At 39.0% G+C, this 26,336-nt stretch carries 22 protein-coding genes, 2 tRNA genes and 2 pseudogenes; 11 read left to right on the forward strand and 15 right to left on the reverse strand.

Annotated elements, in window-relative coordinates; translation table 11 throughout:
• Nucleotides 1-4: 4 nt before the first annotated feature.
• Nucleotides 5-1,165: a tyrosine transporter TyrP gene (gene tyrP, locus PSE69_RS05995; RefSeq protein WP_230088937.1), complete on the reverse strand. Its 1,161-nt coding sequence runs from the start codon at nucleotides 1,163-1,165 to the stop codon at nucleotides 5-7.
• 486 nt (nucleotides 1,166-1,651) lie between these two features.
• On the opposite strand from tyrP, the gene PSE69_RS06000 reads away from it, so the two are divergent.
• Nucleotides 1,652-2,992: an anaerobic C4-dicarboxylate transporter gene (locus PSE69_RS06000; protein WP_004921077.1), complete on the forward strand. Its 1,341-nt coding sequence runs from the start codon at nucleotides 1,652-1,654 to the stop codon at nucleotides 2,990-2,992.
• 62 nt (nucleotides 2,993-3,054) lie between these two features.
• Here the strand turns inward: PSE69_RS06000 and yfaE are convergent, their stop codons facing one another.
• From yfaE to ubiG, 4 genes are all read right to left on the reverse strand, one after another.
• Nucleotides 3,055-3,318 (reverse strand): class I ribonucleotide reductase maintenance protein YfaE, encoded by a 264-nt coding sequence (gene yfaE, locus PSE69_RS06005; RefSeq protein ID WP_040133284.1) that lies wholly within the window; start codon nucleotides 3,316-3,318, stop codon nucleotides 3,055-3,057.
• Nucleotides 3,319-3,320: 2 nt separating this feature from the next.
• Entirely contained in the window at nucleotides 3,321-4,457 is a 1,137-nt protein-coding gene (gene nrdB, locus PSE69_RS06010; protein ID WP_004921075.1) for a class Ia ribonucleoside-diphosphate reductase subunit beta, read from the reverse strand.
• Between the two features lie 11 nt (nucleotides 4,458-4,468).
• Entirely contained in the window at nucleotides 4,469-6,760 is a 2,292-nt protein-coding gene (gene nrdA / locus PSE69_RS06015; RefSeq protein WP_272675157.1) for a class 1a ribonucleoside-diphosphate reductase subunit alpha, read from the reverse strand.
• Nucleotides 6,761-7,095: 335 nt separating this feature from the next.
• Nucleotides 7,096-7,818 (reverse strand): bifunctional 2-polyprenyl-6-hydroxyphenol methylase/3-demethylubiquinol 3-O-methyltransferase UbiG, encoded by a 723-nt coding sequence (ubiG, locus tag PSE69_RS06020; RefSeq protein WP_004921073.1) that lies wholly within the window; start codon nucleotides 7,816-7,818, stop codon nucleotides 7,096-7,098.
• A 243-nt stretch (nucleotides 7,819-8,061) separates the two neighbouring features.
• On the opposite strand from ubiG, the gene gyrA reads away from it, so the two are divergent.
• Together gyrA and rcsC are read left to right on the forward strand one after the other, a co-directional pair.
• Nucleotides 8,062-10,665, forward strand: a complete 2,604-nt coding sequence (gene gyrA / locus PSE69_RS06025; RefSeq protein ID WP_076914115.1) for a DNA topoisomerase (ATP-hydrolyzing) subunit A — start codon at nucleotides 8,062-8,064, stop codon at nucleotides 10,663-10,665.
• A gap of 192 nt (nucleotides 10,666-10,857) precedes the next feature.
• Nucleotides 10,858-13,638, forward strand: coding sequence for a two-component system sensor histidine kinase RcsC (rcsC, locus tag PSE69_RS06030; protein WP_442958716.1), 2,781 nt, complete (start codon nucleotides 10,858-10,860; stop codon nucleotides 13,636-13,638).
• Between the two features lie 78 nt (nucleotides 13,639-13,716).
• Here rcsC and rcsB read toward each other — a convergent pair whose 3' ends face one another.
• The 3 genes from rcsB to PSE69_RS06045 are packed head-to-tail and all read right to left on the reverse strand — an operon-like array spanning nucleotide 13,717 to nucleotide 17,080.
• The gene (gene rcsB / locus PSE69_RS06035) at nucleotides 13,717-14,367 is read right to left on the reverse strand and encodes a response regulator transcription factor RcsB (protein ID WP_004921064.1); all 651 of its coding nucleotides are present in this window, start codon (nucleotides 14,365-14,367) and stop codon (nucleotides 13,717-13,719) included.
• Between the two features lies 1 nt (nucleotide 14,368).
• On the reverse strand, nucleotides 14,369-15,439 hold the full coding sequence (locus PSE69_RS06040) for an ATP-binding protein (RefSeq protein ID WP_272675168.1): 1,071 nt from the start codon (nucleotides 15,437-15,439) through the stop codon (nucleotides 14,369-14,371).
• Nucleotides 15,440-15,490: 51 nt separating this feature from the next.
• Nucleotides 15,491-17,080 (reverse strand): hypothetical protein, encoded by a 1,590-nt coding sequence (locus PSE69_RS06045; RefSeq protein WP_272675159.1) that lies wholly within the window; start codon nucleotides 17,078-17,080, stop codon nucleotides 15,491-15,493.
• A gap of 215 nt (nucleotides 17,081-17,295) precedes the next feature.
• Here PSE69_RS06045 and PSE69_RS06050 point away from each other — a divergent pair.
• Nucleotides 17,296-17,383, forward strand: a tRNA-Ser gene (locus PSE69_RS06050).
• A 5-nt stretch (nucleotides 17,384-17,388) separates the two neighbouring features.
• Nucleotides 17,389-17,464 (forward strand) — tRNA-Thr (locus PSE69_RS06055).
• Between the two features lie 58 nt (nucleotides 17,465-17,522).
• Here the strand turns inward: PSE69_RS06055 and PSE69_RS06060 are convergent.
• Nucleotides 17,523-17,771: pseudogene (locus PSE69_RS06060) on the reverse strand (hypothetical protein); the annotation flags it as partial.
• A gap of 705 nt (nucleotides 17,772-18,476) precedes the next feature.
• Here PSE69_RS06060 and PSE69_RS06065 point away from each other — a divergent pair.
• The 5 genes and pseudogenes from PSE69_RS06065 (at nucleotide 18,477) to PSE69_RS06085 (ending at nucleotide 21,583) form a co-directional block, all read left to right on the forward strand.
• Entirely contained in the window at nucleotides 18,477-18,803 is a 327-nt protein-coding gene (locus tag PSE69_RS06065; RefSeq protein ID WP_040133280.1) for a hypothetical protein, read from the forward strand.
• Between the two features lie 146 nt (nucleotides 18,804-18,949).
• Nucleotides 18,950-19,192 (forward strand): annotated as a pseudogene (locus tag PSE69_RS06070) (integrase core domain-containing protein); the annotation flags it as partial.
• A gap of 337 nt (nucleotides 19,193-19,529) precedes the next feature.
• Nucleotides 19,530-20,279: a hypothetical protein gene (locus tag PSE69_RS06075; RefSeq protein WP_076914113.1), complete on the forward strand. Its 750-nt coding sequence runs from the start codon at nucleotides 19,530-19,532 to the stop codon at nucleotides 20,277-20,279.
• A 150-nt stretch (nucleotides 20,280-20,429) separates the two neighbouring features.
• Nucleotides 20,430-20,765, forward strand: coding sequence for a hypothetical protein (locus PSE69_RS06080; protein WP_272675161.1), 336 nt, complete (start codon nucleotides 20,430-20,432; stop codon nucleotides 20,763-20,765).
• A gap of 344 nt (nucleotides 20,766-21,109) precedes the next feature.
• Complete coding sequence (locus tag PSE69_RS06085; protein ID WP_223854805.1) at nucleotides 21,110-21,583, forward strand: hypothetical protein; 474 nt, start codon at nucleotides 21,110-21,112, stop codon at nucleotides 21,581-21,583.
• 231 nt (nucleotides 21,584-21,814) lie between these two features.
• Here PSE69_RS06085 and PSE69_RS06090 read toward each other — a convergent pair whose 3' ends face one another.
• The 6 genes from PSE69_RS06090 to PSE69_RS06115 form a co-directional block, all read right to left on the reverse strand.
• Nucleotides 21,815-22,192: a hypothetical protein gene (locus PSE69_RS06090; RefSeq protein ID WP_230084763.1), complete on the reverse strand. Its 378-nt coding sequence runs from the start codon at nucleotides 22,190-22,192 to the stop codon at nucleotides 21,815-21,817.
• Between the two features lie 319 nt (nucleotides 22,193-22,511).
• On the reverse strand, nucleotides 22,512-22,889 hold the full coding sequence (locus PSE69_RS06095; protein ID WP_014656241.1) for a hypothetical protein: 378 nt from the start codon (nucleotides 22,887-22,889) through the stop codon (nucleotides 22,512-22,514).
• Between the two features lie 69 nt (nucleotides 22,890-22,958).
• Complete coding sequence (locus PSE69_RS06100; RefSeq protein ID WP_036940899.1) at nucleotides 22,959-23,204, reverse strand: hypothetical protein; 246 nt, start codon at nucleotides 23,202-23,204, stop codon at nucleotides 22,959-22,961.
• 272 nt (nucleotides 23,205-23,476) lie between these two features.
• The gene (locus PSE69_RS06105) at nucleotides 23,477-23,719 is read right to left on the reverse strand and encodes an ANR family transcriptional regulator (protein WP_004921036.1); all 243 of its coding nucleotides are present in this window, start codon (nucleotides 23,717-23,719) and stop codon (nucleotides 23,477-23,479) included.
• A gap of 53 nt (nucleotides 23,720-23,772) precedes the next feature.
• Nucleotides 23,773-24,450, reverse strand: a complete 678-nt coding sequence (locus tag PSE69_RS06110; RefSeq protein ID WP_072502384.1) for a hypothetical protein — start codon at nucleotides 24,448-24,450, stop codon at nucleotides 23,773-23,775.
• A gap of 367 nt (nucleotides 24,451-24,817) precedes the next feature.
• Nucleotides 24,818-25,441, reverse strand: coding sequence for a LexA family protein (locus tag PSE69_RS06115; protein ID WP_004921030.1), 624 nt, complete (start codon nucleotides 25,439-25,441; stop codon nucleotides 24,818-24,820).
• Between the two features lie 205 nt (nucleotides 25,442-25,646).
• On the opposite strand from PSE69_RS06115, the gene PSE69_RS06120 reads away from it, so the two are divergent.
• Nucleotides 25,647-26,081 (forward strand): antiterminator Q family protein, encoded by a 435-nt coding sequence (locus PSE69_RS06120; protein ID WP_004921028.1) that lies wholly within the window; start codon nucleotides 25,647-25,649, stop codon nucleotides 26,079-26,081.
• Nucleotides 26,082-26,336 lie beyond the last annotated feature (255 nt).

Raw genomic sequence — 26,336 nt, forward strand, 5'->3', positions numbered from 1 at the left:
AAATTTAGCCTACATTAGGTAGGTAGCCTGCAACGATAGCAAATTGAATAATGATCACTGCAAAACCGCATAATAAAACCAGACGGAGCAGAGTAGAGCCGCCTTTAACTCGGTAATGAGCTTGCTTATCGATAGGTTTTTCAACGGCTCTAACTTGCATTGTCAATAATGCGGGGATGATCAGGGCTAATACAGACAATGCAACCGCCGCATAAGTTAACGCCTGTACGAAACTACTAAAAAATAACGCTGCTAATAACGGAGGTAAAAAAGTTAACAAGCCTGTCTGAATACGCCCAATGAGGCTATCATTCCGTTTAAATAAATCAGCAAGGTAATCGAATAAACCAAGAGCAACCCCTAAAAACGATGTGGCTAGCGCTAAATCCATAAACAGATTAACGGCAATATTAACGCGTGGAGCCGTAACGACATCACGAATGGCGGTGAGTAAGCCATCTAGGCCAGACTTTTGCGCCAAAATCCCTAAAAATGTGTTAGAAGGGATCGACCCTAAAGTGGCTATCTGCCACAAGATATAGGCAACTAAAGGGATCGCACTCCCTGTAATGAAAATGATACGAAGTTTACGCACATCGCCATTCATGTAATTCACAAGGCTAGGCACGCTACCATGGAAACCAAATGAGGTGAAGATGACTGGCACTGCCGCCAGCAGTAGCCCTTTTTCAGCAGGCATACTGCCTAAGTTGACGGTTTCAACGTGGGGTAACATAACAGCCAACATAATGATTAAAAAGATAATTTTAGCTGTAAATAGTAGGCGGTTAATAAAATCGACAGAGTGCGTACCAATACAAACAACAGCACCACCGATAAGCGTAAATAAGATAATTGATGTTTTGGTCGACAGATGAATATCCCACCACGAGAGTAGGCTGTTGGAGATCAGGACACCCGCGCCACCAATATAAGCGGTAGTCAGCGCGTACATCAGAAGTAACATACTTAAGCCTGTGACGATTTGTCCAATAGGCCCAAGGTATTTTTTCGCGATTGATCCCAAGCCCATATCTGGTGGATTGTATTGATAAACCTCAACGAGCAGTAATGAGGTATAACTCATTAACATCCATAGGCCGACAAGTAGGCATGCAATACCTGTGAAACCGACACCCGCAGCGGCAAGTGGCATAGCCAGCATCCCTGCACCTATTGTTGTTCCTGCAACGATTAAAACGCTACCTAGCGTGCGATTTTTCACAAATTCCTCTGATTAAAAGTCGTGGATTTATTAGCTGAGCAGATTATGCGATCACAGTTTTTCTGTCAAATCTAAATTACAATGAGTGTAAACATAAAATTACACGCGCGCGTATTTCTTATAAAGGAATGGTGAAAATAGCAACGAATTATTCGTCCTAGTTAATGAATAATCGTTATTGATATGGTGATTAAAGGTAAATACATCGGATTTTAAATGTTAACGGATGTTAATTAATTGATTGATATATATGATGTTTTAGATTAACAGGACAGTATCTCAGGAACCTAAGGTAAATTTTGTGACGGGGTGGGAAAATCGAATTGAAAAATAAGATTAAATTCTTTAACCAGTTAATATAAATCAAATCTGTGTCAATCTTTCATCCCGATAATGTAAGGAAACATTAATTGAAAGGATGAACTTATGGACTTTTTGATACAACTTGCCATTATCCTCGTCTGCTTGTTCTACGGAGCAAGAAAAGGGGGAATGGCTCTCGGCCTGCTAGGCGGCGTTGGCTTAGTGATACTCGTTTTTGGTTTTGGTTTACCTCCTGGAAAACCGCCTGTTGATGTTATGCTTGTGATCATCGCTGTTGTTGCAGCATCAGCGACTCTACAGGCATCAGGCGGTTTGGATGTCATGCTACAAATTGCAGAACGACTACTACGTAAAAATCCAAAATACATCTCTATTGTGGCACCTTTTGTTACCTGTATTTTAACCATTTTGTGTGGTACAGGGCATGTGGTGTATACCATCCTTCCTATTATCTATGACGCGGCGATAAAAAATAATATTCGTCCTGAAAGACCGATGGCGGCCAGTAGTATTGGTGCACAAATGGGGATTATTGCCAGCCCTGTCTCTGTTGCAGTGGTGTCCTTAGTGGCGATGTTAAATGGCATCACCATTAATGGTAAATCGCTCGAATTTTTAGATCTCTTGGCGATTACCATTCCATCGACCCTAATCGGGATACTGGCAATCGGTATTTTCAGTTGGTTCAGAGGGAAAGATCTCGATAAAGATCCGGAATTCCAAAAGTTTATTTCGGTACATGAAAATTACGAATATGTGTATGGCGACAGCGCGACACTACTCGATAAAAAGTTACCGAAGATCAATTGGGTTGCTATGTGGATTTTCCTCGCTTCTATTGGGGTTGTTGCGATTTTGGGGGCGGTTTCTGAATTAAGGCCATTGGTCAATGGCAAACCACTGTCAATGGTACTTGTGATACAGATGTTTATGCTGCTCGCTGGTGCGCTGATCATCATTATTTGTAAAACAAATCCGGCACAGATTTCGAAAAATGAGGTTTTTCGTTCAGGAATGATTGCCATTGTTGCCGTATATGGTATCGCTTGGATGGCAGAAACAATGTTTGGCGCGCATATGGATCAAATCAAAGGCACGCTTGGGGCATTAGTCAAAGACTATCCATGGGCTTATGCCGTGATCCTCTTATTGGTCTCTAAATTTGTGAACTCACAAGCAGCCGCTTTAGCTGCGGTCGTTCCGATAGCGCTCGGCATTGGTGTTGATCCTGCCTATATCATCGCATCTGCGCCTGCTTGCTATGGTTATTATATTCTTCCGACTTATCCAAGTGATTTAGCCGCTATTCAATTTGACCGTTCCGGTACGACTCGGATAGGTAAATTTGTGATTAACCACAGCTTCATTCTACCCGGCCTCATTGGTGTTGGTGTCTCTTGTGTGTTTGGATGGGTATTTGCAGGATTATATGGTTATCTATAATCTGTAAGTGACGTGTTTAATTAACAGCGATGGCGTAAAGAGAGCGTCATCGCTGTGAGGTTTTAACCGATTTCGATGTCAGAAAGGGGATGGCAACAACAAGGTAAAATCTCACCGTCTTGTACAAAGGCAAGCGGTTTTTGTTTATAGCCCACTCTCCCTTTTAATAGCATGACTCGACATGAGCCACAATAGCCTTCTCGGCACTGATATTCAACAGGAATACGGCTGTCTTCAAGTGCTTCAAGCAGGCTTGTGTGGATCTCGGTGTGGTAAGGTACTTGCACACCCTGCGAGAGCCGCAGGGTGACTTTATGGCTAGCCATGATTAGAGTTCGAAATCACTCAGGTCATCAGTGTTGACTTCAGAATCAATCTGACCAACCAGATAAGAGCTAACTTCGACTTCTTGCGGCGCAACTTGAACGTTGTCAGACACCAACCATGCGTTGATCCAAGGGATTGGGTTTGAGCGTGCCTCAAAAGGTAATTTTAACCCAACAGCTTGCATACGGATATTGGTGATATATTCCACGTATTGGCACAGAATATCTTTATTTAGGCCAATCATAGAACCTTCACTGAACAGATATTCAGCCCACTCTTTTTCTTGTTCAGCCGCATCCACGAACAGTTTATAGCACTCGTCTTCGCACTCAGCAGCAATCTCTGCCATTTCAGGATCATCCTGCCCAGAACGTAACAAGTTCAGCATATGCTGGGTTCCTGTTAAGTGAAGGGCTTCATCACGCGCAATCAGTTTAATAATTTTTGCGTTCCCTTCCATTAGCTCACGCTCTGCAAAGGCAAATGAGCAAGCAAAACTGACATAGAAACGGATAGCTTCTAAGGCATTTACGCTCATTAGGCACAGGTACAACTGTTTTTTCAGTGCACGTAGTGATACTGTGATTTGTTTACCATTGCAGGTGTGAGTACCTTCACCAAACATATGGTAATAGTTGGTCATCTCAATCAGCGTGTCATAGTAAGCGGAAATGTCACGAGCGCGTTTTAAGATCTCTTCGTTTTCAACGATATCATCAAAGATGATTGCCGGATCATTCACGATATTACGGATAATATGAGTGTAAGAGCGTGAATGGATCGTCTCTGAAAATGACCAAGTTTCAACCCAAGTTTCTAATTCAGGAATTGAAATCAGTGGCAATAACGCCACGTTCGGGCTGCGACCCTGAATAGAGTCCAGCAGCGTTTGGTATTTCAGGTTACTAATAAATATGTGTTTCTCATGATCAGGCAAGCCATTATAGTCAATGCGGTCACGGGAAACGTCAACTTCTTCTGGACGCCAGAAAAATGAAAGCTGTTTCTCGATTAACTTTTCGAAAATCGGATACTTTTGTTGGTCGTAACGAGCAACGTTAACAGGTTGACCGAAAAACATCGGCTCAAGTAATTGGTCATTTCTCTTTTGTGAGAAAATGGTGTAAGTATGTGACATGACAATTCCTATTAAATTTTACACGCGCCGCCTTCACAATCTGAATCCGCTGACTCAACAACTTCTTCCAGATCACCTTGAACATCTTCCGCACCATCGCGGGTGTTGTGGTAGTAAAGTGTTTTCACACCAAACTTATAGGCGAGCAATAAATCTTTTAGCAATTGATTCATTGGTACTTTGCCTGTTGCAAAGCGCGTTGGGTCATAGTTGGTGTTTGCAGAAATAGACTGATCAACAAACTTCTGCATAATACCGACTAATTGCAAATAGCCACTGTTTGAAGGCATTTGCCATAACAACTCATAGGCGCCTTTAAGATTCTCATAATCAGGTACAACTTGGCGTAGAATACCATCTTTAGATGCTTTAATGCTGATATAACCACGAGGTGGCTCGATACCATTGGTTGCGTTAGAGATCTGTGATGATGTTTCCGATGGCATCAACGCTGATAAGGTTGAGTTACGCAGACCATATTGTTGGATATCTTTACGTAACGTTTCCCAATCATAATGCAGAGGCTCATCAGTCAATTTATCCAACTCTTTCTTATAGGTATCAATTGGTAGAATACCTTTTGAATAAGTGGTTTCATTGAACCAAGGGCAAGCGCCTTGCTCTTTAGCCAATTCGTTAGAGGCTTTCAATAGATAGTATTGAATTGCTTCAAAGGTTTTGTGAGTCAAATTGTTGGCGCTGCCATCGGAATAGCGAACACCATGCTTGGCTAAATAATAAGCATAGTTAATGACGCCAATACCTAAAGTACGGCGACCCATTGCCCCTTTCTTCGCGGCAATAATCGGGTAGTCTTGATAATCGAGAAGGGCATCCAATGCACGTACAGCAAGCACGGCCAACTCTTCTAATTCATCAAGGTTTTCAATCGCACCCAAGTTAAAGGCTGACAGCGTACAAAGCGCAATTTCACCTTCTTCATCATTGATGTTATTCAATGGTTTTGTCGGCAGTGCAATCTCTAAACACAGGTTTGATTGACGCACTGGTGCAACTAAAGGATCAAATGGGCTGTGAGTATTACAGTGGTCAACGTTCTGAATATAGATACGACCTGTTGATGCACGCTCTTGCATCATTAATGAAAAGAGGTCAACCGCTTTAACACTGGATTTACGGATGCTGTCGTCTTGTTCATAAGCCAGATACAGGCGCTCAAATTCATCCTGATCAGCAAAGAAAGCATCATATAAACCAGGCACATCAGAAGGGCTGAACAGCGTAATATCTTGGTTTTTGATCAAACGCTCATACATCAATTTGTTGACTTGGACACCATAATCCATATGGCGAACACGGTTACCTTCAACCCCACGGTTATTTTTCAGCACTAATAGGCTTTCAACTTCTAAATGCCATAAAGGGTAGAAAAGTGTCGCTGCACCACCGCGCACACCGCCTTGTGAACAAGACTTAACGGCGGTTTGGAAGTGCTTATAAAAAGGGATACAACCAGTATGGAATGCTTCACCGCCACGAATCGGGCTACCTAAAGCACGGATACGGCCTGCGTTTACACCGATACCTGCACGTTGAGACACATACTTAACAATCGCACTGGATGTTGCGTTGATAGAATCTAAGCTATCGCCACACTCAATCAATACGCAAGAGCTGAATTGACGAGTTGGTGTACGAACACCAGCCATGATTGGTGTTGGTAGCGAAATCTTAAATGTGGAAGCCGCATCATAGAAACGACGGATGTAGTCTAAGCGAGTCTCTTTTGGATAATGAGAGAACAAGCATGCAGCAACGAGAATATAGAGGAACTGTGCACTCTCATAAATCTCGCCCGTAACACGGTTTTGTACTAAATACTTACCTTCAAGTTGTTTGACGGCAGCATAGGAGAAATTCATGTCACGCCAATGGTCAATGAAACTATCCATTTGCTTGAACTCTTCTTGTGAGTAGTCTTCCAGCAAATGCTTATCATATTTGCCCATTTCAACAAGGCGAGTGACGTGCTTGTACAGCGCGGGTGGCTCAAATTGACCATACGCTTTTTTACGTAGATGGAATATTGCAAGACGCGCCGCAAGATATTGATAGTCAGGCGTATCGCCAGTAATAAGGTCAGCAGCCGCTTTGATCATGGTTTCATGAATATCAGACGTTCTGATCCCATCATAAAACTGAATCTGTGAACGTAACTCCACCTGAGAAACAGATACATTATTCAGGCCTTCAGCAGCCCAAGTGATTACCTTGTGGATTTTATCGAGATCAATGCGTTCTTTATGTCCATCACGTTTTGTGACTAACAGACTCTGGTTCATGAGCAAGTACACCTTGGTTGACCTACAAAATAGCATATTGCTAACGCAAAAAAGCTCATAGATTAACTCTATGAGACTTGTAGTGTTAGATTCAAATTACATACTATATGTAGTGGTTTGTTGATTTTACTATAACAAGATAATGTTAATAAGCGGTTTTATCAAGTGCACAAATCCGAGTCTTCTGTGGATAACTGTAGGGATAAAAAACGTCACCTTGTCGGTAAGCTGCACTAGAAAAGGAATTCTATAAGTGGAAACTCGCAACAGGGTGACGAAAATAAATTTTGCAAAATGCGATCGTTTGCTGTTTTCTTGAACGTAACGCTTGCTATTTATTCGTTGACAGTATGGAGCATATAATTAACGTCCACATTCGGGCCTAAATAGAATTTATCTTTGAGTGGATTATAATGTAAACCCATGATATGCCTATCTTTTAGCTGAGCCTCGTTTGCCCACGAAATCAGTTCAGAAGGGCGAATAAATTTTTTCGCATCGTGGGTGCCTTTCGGAACCATTTTCATCACATATTCCGCCGCAACGACCGCCATTAACCACGCTTTTTTATTGCGGTTGATCGTCGAAAAAATAACATGCCCACCGGGCTTGACCAATTTAGCACACGCACGTACGACCGACTGTGGATCAGGCACATGCTCCAACATCTCCATGCAGGTCACGACATCATAAGCTTGTGGATATTTGTCTGCGTGCTGCTCTACTGTTTCTTGTACGTATTCAACAGGGATCCCTGACTCTAATGAGTGCAGGCGTGCGACCATCAGTGGGTCCGCCCCCATATCAAGTCCCGTCACATCGGCACCTTCACGTGCCATACTTTCAGATAAAATTCCGCCACCACAGCCCACATCAAGTACTTTCTTACCAAATAAACCATCAACCCGTTGCATAATATAGCCAAGGCGAAGCGGGTTAATGCGATGAAGTGGGGCAAATTCACCTTCGAGATCCCACCAGCGAGAAGCAATAGCTTCAAACTTCTCAATTTCATGCTTATCGACGTTCTGATACGCGGGGGTTGAAGTATCATTCATGAGTGGAGCTCCTGTTCCTAGATAGGTGTCCAAACGTTAATACGCGAATTTATTGAGGCCATAAAACGTTTTTTTGTTGCTCTTACGCAATAAACTCAAAGTATACGGACACATAAAGACATTTTTCCGCTATTATACATAGCTTGAAAGACAAATACTCACTTCTCATTTTTTTTATTAAATTGGCGAATTGTGGTATAGTTCTAAACCTTTGAATCCGAAGTTATGAGGGACAGTGGTTCCATGAGCGACATTGCCAGAGAAATCACACCGGTCAATATCGAAGAAGAACTCAAAAGTTCGTATTTGGATTATGCGATGTCCGTTATTGTCGGGCGCGCGCTTCCAGATGTTCGAGATGGACTGAAGCCAGTACACCGCAGAGTACTGTTTGCGATGAATGTATTGGGAAATGATTGGAATAAACCCTATAAAAAATCTGCCCGTATAGTCGGGGACGTTATCGGTAAATACCATCCACATGGTGATATCGCTGTTTATGAGACAATCGTTCGTCTTGCTCAGCCTTTTTCTATGCGTTATATGCTGGTAGATGGTCAGGGGAACTTTGGTTCAGTTGACGGAGATTCCGCAGCTGCAATGCGTTATACGGAAATCCGTATGGCGAAAATTGCCCATGAAATGTTAGCGGATCTTGAAAAAGAGACCGTTGATTTCGTCCCAAACTATGATGGTACAGAGCAAATCCCTGAAGTTATGCCTACGAAAATCCCTAACCTATTGGTTAATGGTTCGTCAGGTATTGCTGTTGGGATGGCAACGAACATTCCTCCACACAACCTAGGGGAAGTGATCAGCGGTTGCCTTGCTTATATAGATGATGAAGATATTAGCATTGAAGGTCTGATGGAGCACATCCCAGGGCCTGATTTCCCGACTGCCGCTATCATTAATGGTCGCCGTGGAATTATCGATGCGTACCGTACTGGCCGTGGTAAGGTCTATATTCGTGCGCGTGCTGAGGTCGAAGTTGACGAAAAAAATGGCCGCGAAACGATTATTGTCAGCGAAATTCCTTATCAGGTAAACAAAGCTCGTCTTATTGAGAAAATAGCTGAACTCGTTAAAGAAAAACGTGTTGAAGGAATTAGTGCATTACGCGATGAGTCTGATAAAGACGGCATGCGTATCGTGATTGAAGTGAAACGTGATGCGGTAGGAGAGGTTGTCCTTAACAATCTTTACTCGCTGACTCAGCTTCAAGTCTCGTTCGGCATTAATATGGTAGCCTTGCATCAAGGCCAACCAAAAATCCTTAATTTAAAAGATATTATTGCTGCGTTCGTTCGCCACCGCCGTGAAGTGGTGACTCGCCGCACTATTTTTGAATTACGTAAAGCACGTGAACGAGCACATATTCTTGAAGCATTAGCCGTTGCATTAGCTAACATTGATCCTATTATCGAGTTAATTCGTCGTGCACCGACGCCAGCAGAAGCGAAGGCAGGGTTGATCGCACGCCCTTGGGAACTTGGTAATGTGGCAGCGATGCTTGAGCGTGCCGGTGATGATGCAGCACGCCCAGAATGGCTTGAAGAACAATATGGCGTACATGACGGTCAATACTATCTGACTGAGCAACAAGCCCAAGCGATTTTGGATTTGCGTCTGCAAAAACTGACCGGGCTTGAGCATGAGAAACTGCTGGAAGAATACCGTGATCTTCTGAAGCAAATCGAAGAACTGTTGTATATCCTACGTAGCCCTGAGCGTTTAATGGAAGTTATTCGCGAAGAGTTAGAAGCTATCCGTGAACTGTATAATGATGCTCGTCGTACTGAGATCACCGAAAATACAGCGGATATCAACATTGAAGATTTGATTAGCCAAGAAGATGTGGTGGTAACACTGTCTCACCAAGGCTATGTGAAATATCAACCACTGTCTGATTACGAAGCGCAACGCCGTGGCGGTAAAGGTAAATCGGCAGCACGCATTAAAGAAGAAGACTTTATTGAGCGCTTGCTGGTGGCGAATACCCACGACACCATCCTATGCTTCTCTAGCCGTGGTCGCCTATATTGGATGAAAGTTTACCAATTACCAGAGGCCAGCCGTGGAGCACGGGGTCGTCCAATTGTGAACTTGTTGCCACTTGAACAAGATGAGCGTATTACCGCTATCTTGCCAGTTCGTGAATACGAAGAAGGCTACTATGTCTTTATGGCAACGGCGAGTGGTACGGTGAAGAAAACGGCATTGCAAGACTTTAGCCGCCCAAGAAGTGCCGGTATTATTGCCGTTAACCTCAATGAAGGCGATGAATTGATTGGTGTTGATTTAACCAATGGTTCAAATGAAGTCATGCTGTTCTCTGCTCAAGGTAAGGTTGTTCGTTTTGCTGAAGATGCGGTTCGCCCGATGGGACGCACTGCAACTGGGGTACGTGGTATTCGTCTAGCCGATGAAGACAAAGTGGTTTCACTGATTATCCCTCGCGGCGAAGGCCATATCTTAACTGTGACTGAAAACGGTTATGGTAAACGTACAGCTGAGCAAGAGTACCCAACGAAATCGCGGGCAACTCAAGGTGTGATCTCAATTAAAGTCAGTGAGCGTAATGGTAATGTGGTTGGGGCTATCCAAGTGGATGAAACCGATCAGATTATGATGATCACGAATGCTGGTACTTTAGTGCGTACACGCGTTTCGGAAGTTAGTGTTGTTGGCCGTAATACACAAGGTGTGACGCTGATTAGAACAGCGGAAGAAGAAAAAGTTGTTGGTTTACAACGTGTCGCTGAAACAGAGGAAGATGAAAACTCTGATGAAGCAGGTGCAGAGGATATACCTAGCACAGACATGGGAACCAATACGCCTGAATAAATGTATGGGTCATTGATTCGACGGGCGGTTTACCGCCCGTTTTGCTATCTAACCATCCAGTTTAACAACTATCGCTTTTTACAACTTTTATCGAGTATACTCAGTCACAGTAACATAGCCTGTGTAGGATAGATCTTGAGATATTTACCGTCATTTAGAACATCATTACGATTATCCCGTGATTTATTCCGTATCCTCGGCTTAATGCTATGGGGAATGGGGGTTTTTATTACCTTATTCTTCCTTTATACCCAATTTAATGAAAGTAAGTCAGATATACGCCAGCAGTTTTATTCAGGATTTGAAAATATGCAGGCGTTCATTTTGCAAACCGGTACCACATTGCGCTCTATCCAGTTTATGACTGAACAACATGAAGAGCGACTGGAAAATGAACCAAATTACGTCACATTACCTGCCACGGGATCCTATAGCCTGTACCCATTATCACCCGAGGCGGATTGTACCTATTTTAAAAATAGAACCAGTGATTACCTAAACGCATTCGAACAACTCATTTATTTTTGGAAAGACAGTATTGCTGCTCCGCAAGGGTTAAATCATGTCTTTGTAATAGGCTCTAAGAGTTACTGCATGATGGATTTTCCAATCCGTACGACCGTATCTGACATTGAGATCTTAAAAAAGGTTGGCTACGAAAATATACGTTCCTATCAAAGCCTAAGATTACAAGGGCAAGAGCGTAACTTATATACGATTGTTCATGGTGCTCAAACCGACTCAGGGCAGTTGTATCTGATCCAACCTATTTATGTGAGTAGCCTTCTGTATGGGTTTATTGGTTTAGAGAGAACAATCAGCTTAAATCAATTTATACAACGTTCGAATAAATCCTTTGAAGTGGTCGTCCTTAATTCATATAACCAACCGGTTTTATATTACCCAACGGACTTGAATCCTAAAAATTCCAATTTACTCTCTATTTCTGAGCCTAGTTTTTTTGGCTTTAGCTCCGATTATTCAAAACTGATTTTTAAAAAGCGCTTATCGCCATCATTAATGACAGTGGTGTATGCTGTTCCCACCAGCGAGATATTTGCAGAGCATAGAGCGTCGATTTTTTATAGCATCGTTATTAATATCACCTCTGGCTGCCTGATCTTTTTCCTCATTTGGTTGTTAGAGCGCAAAATGCTAGTGCCAGCCGCGAATACCGCTATTCGCCTTGAAGAGCATGAACAGTTTAACCATAAAATTGTAGCATCGGCGCCTGTCGGCATCATCATTCTAAGGTTAAGTGATGGTGGCAACATTCTGAGTAATGAATTAGCTCACGATTATTTCCGCTTATTAAGTGAAGATGATAAACAGCGCATACTGACAATTATTCGCCAAAAATCGAGTAATTACATTGATGTTGTGACTAGTAGTAGTACGCATCTACAAATAAGCTTTGTTAATTCGCGTTATCAAAACGAAGATGTTGCTATATGCGTACTGATTGATATTAGTATCCGTGTTCAGATGGAGAAATCCTTACAAGATGTGGCTGATGCTGCGGAACAGGCTAACCATGCTAAATCCATGTTCTTGGCAACGGTGAGTCATGAATTACGTACGCCACTATATGGTATTATCGGTAATATTGAATTATTACAGCGGCTTGAGTTATCCGATAAAGCGAATCGTCTTGTAACCACGATGGATAATTCATCCTCACTGTTGCTGCAAATTATCAGTGATATATTGGATTTTTCAAAAATTGAATCTAATCAACTAAACATCGAATATAAACTATTTAATTGCCGTGATGTTTTTGCTTTTGTCTTAGCTAACTACTTGCCTTTAGTCGCGAAAAAACAGATAGCGCTTTATTCCTTTATTGAACCTAATGTGCCTGATTTGCTATTGAGTGATGCGGTAAGGCTACAGCAGGTGATATCGAATATCATCAATAATAGTATTAAATTTACAGATTCTGGTTTTGTCTTCTTCTATGTTTGGCGTGATGAAAACTATTTAAAGATTGAAATTAAAGACTCAGGGATAGGCATGCCGCAAGCGGTTGTGTTACAACTTTTTGATCCCTTCTTCCAAGTGCATGACCAAAATAATTTGGGGCATAAAGGTACAGGTTTAGGGTTAGCAATCTGTGAAAAGTTGATTAACTTGATGGATGGAGATATTGAAGTTAATTCGCAAATAGGCTTGGGTAGCTCCTTTATTATCCGTATCCCACTTTATGGCCAAAAGTATACTGAACATGCTATTCCGGAATACCGCTTTCATTATCGGATAGCGATTATTTGCCGGAACCAATGTCTTTCTAGCTTTTTAACCAGACTACTTAGACATAACCATTTTGTTGTCTGTGTTGATAAAGAAATTGATAAGGCAGAAAGTTATGATTTATTGATCACCGATAACCAAGACTCTCATGAGTTAAAGAGTAAAAAAGTACTTCATCTGTGTAATCTATATGTTGGTGATTTGCGTGAAGAGTCGCCTAACAAATGGTTATATAACACTTATCAGAATGAAAAGTTACCATCAATCATCGATAAATTTATTTCGAAATCACGAGGTGAGCAGGTTGCAAAAGAAGAGAGCAATAAAGCAAACTCCCTTGAGATAGATGGTTCACTGAGTTCATACCAAGTATTAATTGTTGATGATCATCCAATCAATAGGGTGATGTTAAGCGATCAAATATCCAATATTGGTTTTAGCACTTGTACTGCCGTTGATGGTATTGATGCACTGAAATATCTAGAAAACCATACGGTTGATATCGTTTTAACCGATGTGAATATGTCAAACATGGATGGTTATGGGTTGTCTAAAGCGTTACGAAACTTAGGTTCAACAGTTCCAATTATTGCATTAACAGCAAATGCAATGGAGGAGGAGAAGCAACGTTGCCGGGATGCAGGTATGAATGGCTGTCTATCTAAGCCAACCAAAATCACAACCTTGAAAGAAACCTTATTGAAATTCGTGGGTAATAAATAAGCTATTCGGTAAAAGCGTTAAAGAGAAAAACCCGTTTGTATCGGGTTTTTCAGCAATAACATAAAGGTGATTTATCGATTAATCGGTAGATGAGTTATCGATGCTAACAGAAGACAGGTAGTTAAGTAATGCGATATCGTTGTCGACACCGAGTTTCAACATTGCTGATTTCTTTTGGCTACTAATCGTTTTAATACTACGATTCAATTTCTTAGCTATTTCTGTGACCAAAAAGCCTTCTGCAAAGAGACGTAAAACTTCACTCTCTTTTGGCGATAAGCGCTTATCTCCATAACCACTTGCATTCACTTTCTCAAGTAGCTTACTCACACTCTCAGGGGTAAATTTTTTCCCTTTTTGTAATGCAGCTAAAGCTTTTGGTAGATCAGCAGGCGCGCCTTGTTTTAAAACAATACCTTCAATATCTAGCTCAAGGATTGCACTTAAAATCGCAGGGTTATTGTTCATGGTGAGAACAATGACAGAAAGATCAGGGTAGTGACGTTTAATATATTTGATTAACGTAATACCATCGCCGTATTTATCACCAGGCATTGATAAATCAGTGACTAAGACGTCGGCATTTAAACGCGCTAAGTTATTAATTAAAGACGTTGAATCTTCAAATTCACCAACGATATTGACCCATTCAATCTGTTCGAGTGACTTTCTGATACCGAAAAGAACAATAGGATGATCATCGGCAACAATGACATTTAGGTTATTCATATTATTGGTTACCTTTTGGCATTAGCTTTTCCACTGAAACATCCAGCTCTCTAATGCAATTACTTATTTTTAAGCTATTTCCTTCTGCTATGTAAAGTTCCAAATCTTCACAAAGCTTGTGAAGGAACCTAAAATCTAGCATAGCAAAAACTCCTTTTAAACGGTGTGCTGTGTTTTTCAATTCGGCCAAATCCTCAAGACTTTCACTAGTATACAGTTTATTAATATCTATCGGAACTGTTGTTATAAACAAATCCTTATAATCGCTATTTGATAAAATATTTTGATAAGTTTGAAGTATGCTTTCCATCGATTCATCAGTCGTTGGTGTCGTATCGTGCTGGGAAAGTGGAATACCAACCACCGACGCCAATTCGTCATCATCGGCTTGTGCATTTTCAATAAGCAAAGATATAGCATCAATCAGCTCATCTGCAAAGTTATAGTTAACTTCTATGTGCTGTGGTGTGATTGAGTTGACACCTGACGTTGTTCCAGAAATTTTTATTATGTTTTTAAACTGATTATCATCATTATCTGTTATCAATAGATCCCAATCCGTATGCGGTGAACTTTCGTGTAAATCTAAAAAGTCTGCACCATAATTAGATAGGATATTTCTGACAATTCGTGATGTATCAATATTGTGAATTGCTAAACGAATATGAATATCTTCGAGTAATGTAGGATAGCTATCGGCAATGATTGCTGATTTTGTAGGTAAAGTTAATTGATAGTGAGAGCCTATTGCAGGGCTGCTTTTAACGGTAAAGCTGCCATTCATCTTTTTACAGATAGCCTTGCATAAATATAAGGTGATCCCTGAGCGGTTAAACCGTGATGCGTTTAATACTTGCCCTGAGAATGGATGCTGAATATTGGCTAACTCCTGGTTTGTCAGGCCCATACCGCTATCTTTAATATCAATAATGATGGTTTTTTTATCTTCCTGATAATTCAGGCTAACGGCAATTTTCCCAAATGCAGTGGTATCAACGGAATACTCTAGGATTAACTGCAATAGATGTTTTAAGTAGGTCGGCTCTAATGAAAATAGAGAATCTGGATTAATATTATTATAGAAGTAGAGCGATAACCCTTTATTTTTAAGGCGGAAAAGGTTTTATTTTAAGAATTGAGTAAGCAGCAAACTCACCGAGATTTTTTCAGTTTGTAGTTTTCCAGAGGAAGATTCTAAGGAGTTTAATAAGTTAATATTATTAAACCAACGATTAATATGGGTCGTTTGGGCGACTATCGTATCAATAAATTCGTGCTTATCATCCTCAGAAGCTTCAATCAGCCCACCCACCGCTTTATTCAGCTCGGTTAATGAAGGTTGAACTTCATGTTGCATGTTCTCAAACACCACTTTTCTCAGTTGAATATTTTTCTTATATTCGCGATTAGCCATCTCTTGTCGGCGTTGAGTTAATGCCTCTTTATCTTTATCAATAATAATGAAGAGATAAGTATCTTCTAGCATACTGATATTGACGAGGATAACTTCATAAACGTTATTCTCAATCGAGATTTGGATCATATCATGGTTATGGGTCGCCAATTCTTTAATATGGTTGAGATCCATCGAAGGCAATAAGGCGTTTACCACATTATTACTCAGTAATTTTTTATTTGATGTAAAATCATACACTAGAATGCCATAACTAATATTATTGATAATATCGTTATTCAGTGTCTCTTGAAGCTCTAATTGGTGTTGCATGACTGAGTTCGGTGAAATGATCCGGTTACGGATAAAGACGCTTGTAAAGAAGACAAGCAATATCACGACAACCATACAAGTAAGCAGCCATATATTATAGCCAATAACACCGACAATCAGGTCTTTTAACGGTACTCGGTAATAAACTTGATAGTTGCTACCTTCAATATGCTGTGCGAAAACTAAGCTCGTTCCTCGCACCTCAACATTTGTTCCTTTAGCGGTATCATTATTACGTGGCGATAACGAGATATTATCGCCTTTCAGGTTTGTTGGGAGTATCGAGTTGATCGATATATCAAACGAAATCACGCTGGTTAATTGGCCAGGTGAATTAAACATCAGACGATAGGTATAATAATAGATATTCTCAGGTGCCAGCTTTTGTAGGTTAGAAATGATCTCTCTTCTATCTAAGAGTGTCGATTGAGTTAGCATATCTGTACGCTTTTCTTCAGCGGTCATTGTCAGATAGCTCTCTTTATAACGTAACTCGGGCTTTAATATAGAGTGCGTGGTGACCAAGATCAGCGTGTTATCAGTGCCATTGAGGTAATACATCGAGTTATATTCATTTCGCGCCCCCCAGACGATTTCCATGTAGTTAGCTAATTTTGTTGCTAATAAGCTATTTCGCTCACTATCACTCCCAAATAAAATTGCATCAATGGTTTGATTTGTACTGCCTAGCCAATAAACGTCATGACGAATTTTCGTAATACGGGCAGGAGAGGCCGGTGTCGTATTTAAGTTTGTAGTGGCTGGTTTTTCGTTAACCTGTTTATACATCAAGTTAGCTTGGTAACGATAATCCTCTATTTGGTAGGCCAATTGTTTCGCTATGGTATTCAAGGAGGCTTGGCGGCTAAGTAGCCACGAGTGATACGAATTATATAGCGACAGCGAGAGCATCACGACAAGTAGCAGAATAAAGACGTAAAATAGGCGTGAGAGTAAAATGGTTTTTATCAAAGATTGTCTGTACATATTGTGGTGAACTGTCCTGTCGGCAAAAATATATTAATTGACTAAAAATCATACGCCTATGAAAAATTGAGACACCGATTTTGCACAGATATTAGCACTTTTATTATGAAATAGAGAACAATTGAGTGAAGATTAGCCAAACAGAACGAAAAAATCAATTTTTTTACTTTCAGGGGTAGACAAGCTGCGCCGATTCCTCCATAATCGCGCCCCATGGAAGGATGGCCGAGCGGTCGAAGGCAGCGGTCTTGAAAACCGCCGATGGGAAACCATCCTAGAGTTCGAATCTCTATCCTTCCGCCAAATTCGCCGGCTTAGCTCAGTTGGTAGAGCAACTGACTTGTAATCAGTAGGTCACCAGTTCGACTCCGGTAGCCGGCACCAAATAAGAACCCGTTACATTTCATAGATGTAGCGGGTTTTTTCTTGCTTGTAATTCATGTCATTTAACCACCTCTAATAACTGATGGGACATATTTGTGTCATCGTGTGACATTAGCTCGTCTATCTTCATTGCATGTTCAGTTAGATGATTCGGCGCTAAATGAGCATACCTTCTCACTGCTGGCGTTAATGTTCCATCCGCTCTATTTTTCGCCTCCTTATGCACAAACACATACCTATGATGGTTCCCAATCTAACTGCGAAGAACCTTGCACGCAGTATCGTTTAACGCGACGCCAATGGCTTTAGCAAATTAACAATGCCACTTCACATACCAATCTTACCCCTTAGGAAGATTGATATCTTATTTCCTCTTCTTACACACTTTCAGTGTTATTGTGCATGCTGTCATTCAAAGCTTCAATACAGTTTGCTCTAGCAAATGGCCAAGGTGGCTTTTTCTTTTTTGGGTCTTTGCGAGACCCGCTTATCCATCCAGTATTAATCCATTTTTTAGTGTGGAGTACTCACGTATTCAGAAAAAGTTATTGTACTTGAACACACTAATAAAGAACTGAACAACAAAGTTGAATGCATGTCAAACCTGTTCAAAGAAGGCATGACACCAACACAATTCTGTAAAATGCTTAATGGCGTAAATACTCAACAGGTTCAAATGTGGCTAGCAGAACGCAGCTGGTTATATCACGAGACCAAATCAGAGTGAAATTAATCCTCACGATCATGAGCCATTCATCAAATATCAGCCTGTATCATTGAAGAAAGGTGCTAAACGTCTTTATGAGCTTTATCTTGCAGGTGAGTTACCAATGAAAAAGAATTGGAATGGATTACTTATTCACGATAAAGAATACAAAGCCGTAGCCTAACCACACATAGCCCAAGGATGGGCTTGCAATCCAGATCACATATTACGCCTCTTAACTGAGGTCTTTTGCTTTGTTTTGTTCTTTACGTTAGTTACCATGGCTTAAAACAAGTAGGGGGTAACGTGAATAAAATCTTATTAAGCACTTTTTTTGTATTGGGTTCATTGCTATCAGTTCCTGCAAATGCAACTGTACTAGCACCTGAAGGTACAGGTGTTGGTGGCGTTTATGAAATGGAAGAAATGAAAAAGCTGATATGTGACGATCAGAATGATAAACAAAAATGTGAAAGGTTTGTATACATAGCAATGACAGGGGCATATACCTATGGAAAAGTAGCTGCGTCATGCGAAGAGTGGATGAGAAATGGAGGTATCCCCAATGGGTTTGAAAGTCGCTGTGAGCATGTGAGTAAATTAGATGATTATTTTGATAAAGATCTGGAGTAACTCCACTAAGAATAAATAACGATTTGCTCCCCATTGCACTATATAACATATAGGCTATGGGGAAAGGCTCCTCTAAGTTGATGTGAGGATAGGAATGAAGCACATCTTATTAGGTTTGACAGTATCTAGATTATTGAGTGGCTGCGTCACTGTGCCATATTCAACCGGGCAAACCGCAATAAAATGGCTTTATCGAACGTTTTAATGGCTCGTTCCATCGTGAATTTTTAAATGCGTATTTATTTGAATCATTGAGTCAAGTTAGAGAATTAGCGTGGTATTAGCAGCAAGATTATAACCAAAACCGAACGCACGAAAGTTTAAATCACCTCCCTCCGGAGGCCTATCGTAAACAGTTAGAAAACTTTAATTTAGTGTGTCTCAATTAATGTGGAGTGGACATACCCGCACAAGAAAATGCAAAAGTTACCAATAGTACAATGTTAAATTTAGGGTTTGTTATACACGCATCTGAAATTCTTGGCTTTAGTGAGATAGTAAAGAAAATTACAATACCAAATTGGCAGCCACAAAATGGCGTTTTTGGTGAAAAGAAAAAACTCTCTCCACATAGAAACAGCCTTTGCGATTGTAATAATGGATATAAAATATAAACACTGTCATGGTAAAATCAAATGAACCCACTTCGGTGGGTTTTTTATTGCCTTAAGTGAGGCGTTGCCCTAATATTCATTGAACTTAAGCTAAACTTATTGAGGCAATGGAATGAAAAAATTACTAGCGTGTTTTTTGAGCATATCGATTTTAAGCTCTACGGGATGTTTAACAAAAAACTTTTGGGAAGATAACCCAACAGTCGAAACCAAATCACAAAATGTTGTTAAGTTAACAGATAAAATAATTGCCAGTTTTGAATATAAAAATATTAAAATTGAAAGTAAAACAACAAAAAACGATATAAATGATATCAAATTTCCGGATTCTGGATTCGGTTTTATAGGAGAAAAGTACGCCTATTTATTAACCAGTGGCTCTTCTGAATTAATGGAGTTAAATGAATTAGTGAAAATAATCCCATTAACTGCATTTGATAATCCCAAGGGAATAATTCGAATTAAAATACTTCCCAATAGCAACAGTCAATCACCGATCGAATTTATGCAGAATTACTTTGTATACACTGATCCCAAATTTCAATTTACTGACGCACAAATAAAGGCCTTAGAGCAGGCAGGCTTTAAGAATGGGGCACAAGGAAATGATAAATCATCTTGGGTAAGAACTGTGCCAATTAAAGGGTATATTATTGATAGGAATGATATAAGCTTACCAGTAACTTCCAATGCAAAACTAAATGAATTATATACTGTTGAACTGTATGCTTCCGAAGAACAGAAATCATTTAATGCAGGTAATTTGATTGCAAAGATAATAGCTACACCATTTACCGTTGTAGCAGATGTGGTCATCACACCTCCTCTTGCTATTTTTGTTTTGATTGCATTTAGTAAGTAATTTTCTGAATAGCAAGTGAACTGGTAGCTCAAGCACTAGTGAATAACCTGCTCCGGCAGGTTTTTTGTACCTAATTGTTTGCTTTGTTTTACGCTGCTTTCGGTATAACATCAATTAAATTAATAAAAAACTGAGTGTGAGGATGGGATGATGAAAGAGTCAATAATTGCAATTGTTTTATCTTGTATTGGTTTTAGCGTTTATGCAGGAACATCTTATACAAAGGAGGAATTAAATAAACTTGTAGATTCAGGCAATCCGCCAAAAGAAAAATATGAGCAAATACTTGGAACTGACACTATGCCATTTTCGCCATGCAAATCAGATGTCAATAAGATGTATAATCAATTAATTGGTGAATATCCCGTTAAAGTAATTCAGAATAGCCCAGACTCATATGTGGTAAAAATGTGGGCAAATGATGGATTTGTGGTAGCTAAATGTGCCAATGGTCAAAAAATAGTTTCAGGGGCAGAGTACGAATAATGGAAAAATATTCGTGGCAGCTGCTCTGATTGCATTATTGGTAGGCTGCGGCAGAAAACCAGATGCTCCGTTCGGCTTGAAATGAAGAGTAGATAGCGTGAGTTTTGTTAAAGATGGTGACTGTGAGAAAAAAGCTGGAATGACAACTCTTGGTAATGGAAAGCTATTTAATGATCTGTCCTATTACAGCACATTAAGATTTGATAAAAATGGATTGTTTGAGGTGTAGTCGATATTTGTTGGCGACTAAGGCTCTATAAATAAATTTGTGTATTTAAATAATGAAAAAAATATTCTCTTTGATTGTTATGCTATGCGCTCTTTTCTGTATCACCAGTGTCAGTATGGCTGGTGAAAATGAAACAGCGGAAAAAAAGACAAAAATTGACGTGCTCCCGCAACCATACTCAACAAGTGATTTATATGGCTATTGGTTTGATACAAATAATACACCCGAAGTAAGAATTCTTAAACTGATGATCCTAGCTCCGAATGGTGTTGCGAGAGATGCATTGCTGATTGAACTAGGTGATAATGTAGAAGAAATCAAACAAGAATCTTTGTGGAAATTTGACCCGAATTCTAGCGTGTTAACGCAAGAAGTGACCAAAATGACTTATACAATCAATGGAAAAATAGAACCAATAGATTTTGGTGAGGTTGAGCCTGTAAAAGTATCTGTGACAATTAAAAAAAGAGGTGATGATATTTTTATGAATACTGTTTCTGATGATGGCACTGTAGAAACTTACCAAAAAATAACAAAAGAAATGAAAGATAAAATTCATCAGAAAGCGAAAGAAAATGCTAGAAAATAAATTACACATCAATACCTAGCTGAATATTCACCATTTTCCTCGAGATTATCTGGTGTGTGTAATTGACAACGTTATTCATGACCATTGTCTTTTGGTGGCATATCCTCTTGGTCGTTGATGGACTTATTATGGTGTAATCAGATTTTTGCATTATGATAAGTTTAAATTAATGTTCTGATAATCTGATTTGGCTGTGTAAAAACGAAGAGCAGACAAATATCATCATGCCTGCTATTTAGTAAAGTAAGTCCTCATGCACCAAGGTGATGACTCACAATCACCAGCATTGATATATATTATGAGATCATAAAACGAGGCGATGTAAAAGGATAACGCTGGTGCGATAATAATTAAATAAATCATCCCTACTTTTGTTAATTGCTTCCTTTGTGTCGAAAAAATACCAACAAAAGCAATTAAAGATAATAAAGCTTGAAGAAATCTTGAAGTCGCAAAGAGATAAAGCATTGTATCTATTCGATATATGCCATGAGCTGTTGGGTATTTTTCAAAAATAAATTGAATAGATGCAGTTCCAACATACCAAATTATAATGAATAAAAGATGAATTGAATATTCACCTTGAACAAGTTTTTTTAATGAACCCATAAAATTTTCTTTTACCATCAAACCTTAAGTTAAATTAAAACATATAGGGGGGTAAATGTCACTAAAGACTCATTAGCTGGGTAATAAAAGCCCAACAAGACACCATCAAAGCAATGCAATGCCTATTTATAGACTCAAGCATAAAGATTTCAATGGGGTTAAACTATTTTTGTTCCCCTTTTAAATTGAGGGCACTGTATAAATTTGAGAATTTAGAGCCTATATAATCTTTATAGAAATAACATAGTCAAATAGGTGATACTCTATTCCTAGGGCATTGCCAGATTAATGCCGGCTGACAGTAATAAATTATAGCCTGTCATTGAAACAGGCTTTTAGTACTTTCTTCATATATCTGATAATTAATAATATCAGGTAGGGCGACCATACACCAATTTATCATCGCGATTATTAAACAGATAATTTGAACACTTAACAACAGGATAACAACGACACGCCAAATCGTCACTTTGCTTTTTAACATGTGAAAAACGCCCGTTATAATGGCGATAGAATACGATGTTTTAAATATGAATAGAAAAAAGATAAGAAAAAGCTGTGTTTTGATTGGAATAGCATCACTACTTTTCATTAGTAAAAAAACGGCGGAGCTGCATAGCTCTAAAAATAGCCAAAAACCCCAAACTGTAACAGCGAGAGAATACTTCCCTGTAACAACCCTTTTTAATACGCTCATTGATACTTCCTTTTAAGTAAACCCCCCTAGTAGCTTATTAGTTACCATATCTAATAGGCGGATGAAATATTATTTGGTTTTTGTCCAATCTCTTACATAGGTTTTATTGAGTAAGCAGGTTAAAAGTGAAGAGGGTTGATGTTGCCGCCTACCTTTTCTTACACGATGAGTGTATGTGAGCGAATTTTTAGCGTTATTGTTAGGCTTTAATAAAAGATCAAAAGCATCATCGATAGTAATACCTTTATTTTGGGCTAGGTATTTTGCTTGTAATCTTAATAGATTTTTTCTTGTCTTTACTACTATCGGGTTCATATGATCACTCCATTTTATATCTATATAATTTACCCGATATTTTTTGCGAAGGGAATATATTCTACTTAAGGATAAGTAGGTTTATTGAAAAAGTCATGATAATAGGCTGTGAAAAGTATAAAAACATATAACAACAGAGATAATCCCCTGTATTATTGTAAAGATAAAAACATTATTTCACAGCTGGCATAAAAAGCTAACAATATTAACCCGCTATTAAAAATAGCGAGTTGTTTAAACGATTTTTATATGAAAGATACTGTTGATATGTGTCATATCAGAGAATTTTCTGTAGACTCATCGTCAGCCATTAGTTTATATTTTTCTCTTTGAATTTGCATATAACAAAAATCAGCACGGCGCTCACACCATATTTGGTTACGATAAACACGCGATAATCGATTAGCTTGTGACCATGCTTTGGACGCTTCAAAGTATTTACCTGATCTTTCGAGACGTATCGCGTCACGAGCGACTTTAAGGTAGAGCGGACTATCATTATTTTGGTTCACCATAAAAACTCCTAAATATTAAAATAAATCTTTGCGACGAGATAAAATGCAGAGGGTTAATTTTTTAATATACCTTTTGCTATTTTGATGACCTCAGGTAAATGTTCTATGGCGACTTGATTTAGTTTTTTTGCTTTAAATTGATTAAGAATTTCCACTGCTTCATTTCGATATCCATTTTTAGCTAATTGCAGTATAAGGCTCTCTGCTTGTGAAAATAGAATATTAGGGTCAACATGAATTGTTTTATCTTCAATTACGTGTTTAGAACTGATAAGGGATAGGACAAATTCACAACGTTCAGCAATGCCATGTAAGTTATCCCAATTTGCTAAAATTTCTATACATAAATTATGAATAGCAATATTCGGCAATTTTGTAACTTGTTCTAAATTTACCAGTGTCATATGTAAAGCTTCGATTTGCCTATGCTGCTCTGTAGTATTTAAATCTAATATTTGATTGATTTTCTTAATATGTGATCCTGTGAGTTGCTCAAAATTGCCTTTATATATTACACATAATGCAATAATTTGTTTTAATGTAAGGCTATTAATATCAATATCTTTTTCTATAGGTGAGTCTGTTGCACCTGTGTGAGAGTAAACAAAAGATTGATGTGCATTATTTTCAATATTATCGCTGTTAAAACAGCCTCCCTTAGACTGTAGAATGGCAATTAATTGGCGCATTACCTGTGTGTTTTCTTTAATAATATGTTCTAAATCCATCATAAAACCTCAAATGATTAAGTGAACAAGATGTTTTCACTGAACTTTGATTTTGTCGGTATTACAAGACTAAACACTGGTATTACCGACCCAATACAGTTCACCTGCAAATTCATGTTAGTCGTCTATCCCTTTATTGATGCATCGTTCAATTTTTGTTCTCCTAGGTTGAAGAAGGCTGACTTTATTACAGTATAATTAGTATTACGATGGTTATATTACTATATAAATAGTAAATGTAAACTATGAATGTAGTAATTTCTCGGTTGAGAAACCTATTTGCTTGTTTTTAATAGAAAGAAAATTACTGTGTTTGATAACGCGTTTTCTTGTTTGCAGAGAAAACGCGTTAAGAAAGGGGTCTAGAAAATTATCTTTTGCGGCGGTAAATGCGGTGCTCAACCATGACACCAATGAGTGAAATTTGATAATCGTGACTGTTCAACGTTGGGTAATCAGGGTTAAGGGGCACTAATTCAAACTCACCAGTACCAATACCTGTAGGCCGATATTTTTTGAATGTTCCTTGGTTCCCGCCATTTTTCGCAAACACAAATTCACCTGGGTTAGGCCAGATCTCGGTATCAATCACTACGATGTCACCTTCTTTAAACTCAGGTGTCATGCTGTCGCCTTCAACCCGTAATGCAAATGCATTCGCGCTGATATCGTCATCAACTAAGATATATTCGAAATTCCCTTCATAGTCAGTGATCGGGTTGGCATCCTTAAATAACCCAGCTTGGACATAACTTAATAGTGGAATTCGTCGGCTATTGACCTCGGATATTGGCATAATGCTTTTGCCGTTGAGTAGCCATTCAGGATGAGATTGAAGAGCTTTTGCGATCTCTATAATATTTCTTGGTTTTTTGGTTCTACCATTTTCAATGGATTCGATTGATTGCTGACTGATCCCCGCTTTTTCTGCTAACTCAGTCTGGGTTAAGTTTAGTTCTTGCCGGCGTTGCCGGATCCTGCTTGCTAGTGACATGAGGTTAACCTCTTATAAAGAATAAAAATTATTGTTATTAGATATAATACAATTTTTATTGTAATTGACAAACAGAAATATTGGTAGTCTAATACTACTTATATTGTTATTGGTGAGTTGAATATAAAAGCGTCTAAAGCTGAGCTTAAGGTGCAGTATGAGTTGGGTTATTAGTTAAAAATAGTGTAGGAAAGGTAGGTTGCAAATGATGAATAGAAACATACAACAAATTCTTACATATTGGGGTGGTTGGTCATATGGCGATCATTGTGGTGCGATAGGTTGGTCATCTGTCTCCGCTGGTTTTCGTGATTTGGTAACATCAACAAGCAAGAGTAGGCCAATGTGTAGTGATGAAGATGGTTTGGTTATCGATTTATGTGTTGCCAAACTTGGGGTTGTTGGTATGGAGCGTGAACGTAGTTATATTGAGGACTATTATGTTAAAGGTTATTCAAAGCGGGCTATTGGTCGGAAATATAAAGTACGGGAAGGGGAAATACGTGAGAGAATACAAGTTGCCGAAAGTTTTATTTTAGGCTGTTTAGAAACATTAAATATTCAGTTAGATATTGATATTTTATGCGCTCAGCCAGTAATAAAATCAGAACGACGAGTGCGCGCGCAAAACATATATTAACATATTATAATTGAACGTTTTTGACAAATGATAGGCCTCTCTTTAGAGGCTTTTTTTTATTTTAAATAAGCTATTCATCAACGTAAAAGGTTAGAAAATAGGGTAGCTAGAAAGCCTTAGTAATAAAATTTGTGCGCGCGCAAAAAAGGGGTTAATCTGCTAATACTGAAAATTTCCAATAACAAACAGTCTCGCTTTAGAGGCTTTTTTTTATTTTTAAATAAGCTATTTATCAACGTAAAAGGTTATAAAATA

Origin of the sequence: Providencia sp. PROV122, from assembly GCF_028482365.1 — a bacterium.
Lineage (GTDB): Bacteria > Pseudomonadota > Gammaproteobacteria > Enterobacterales > Enterobacteriaceae > Providencia > Providencia stuartii.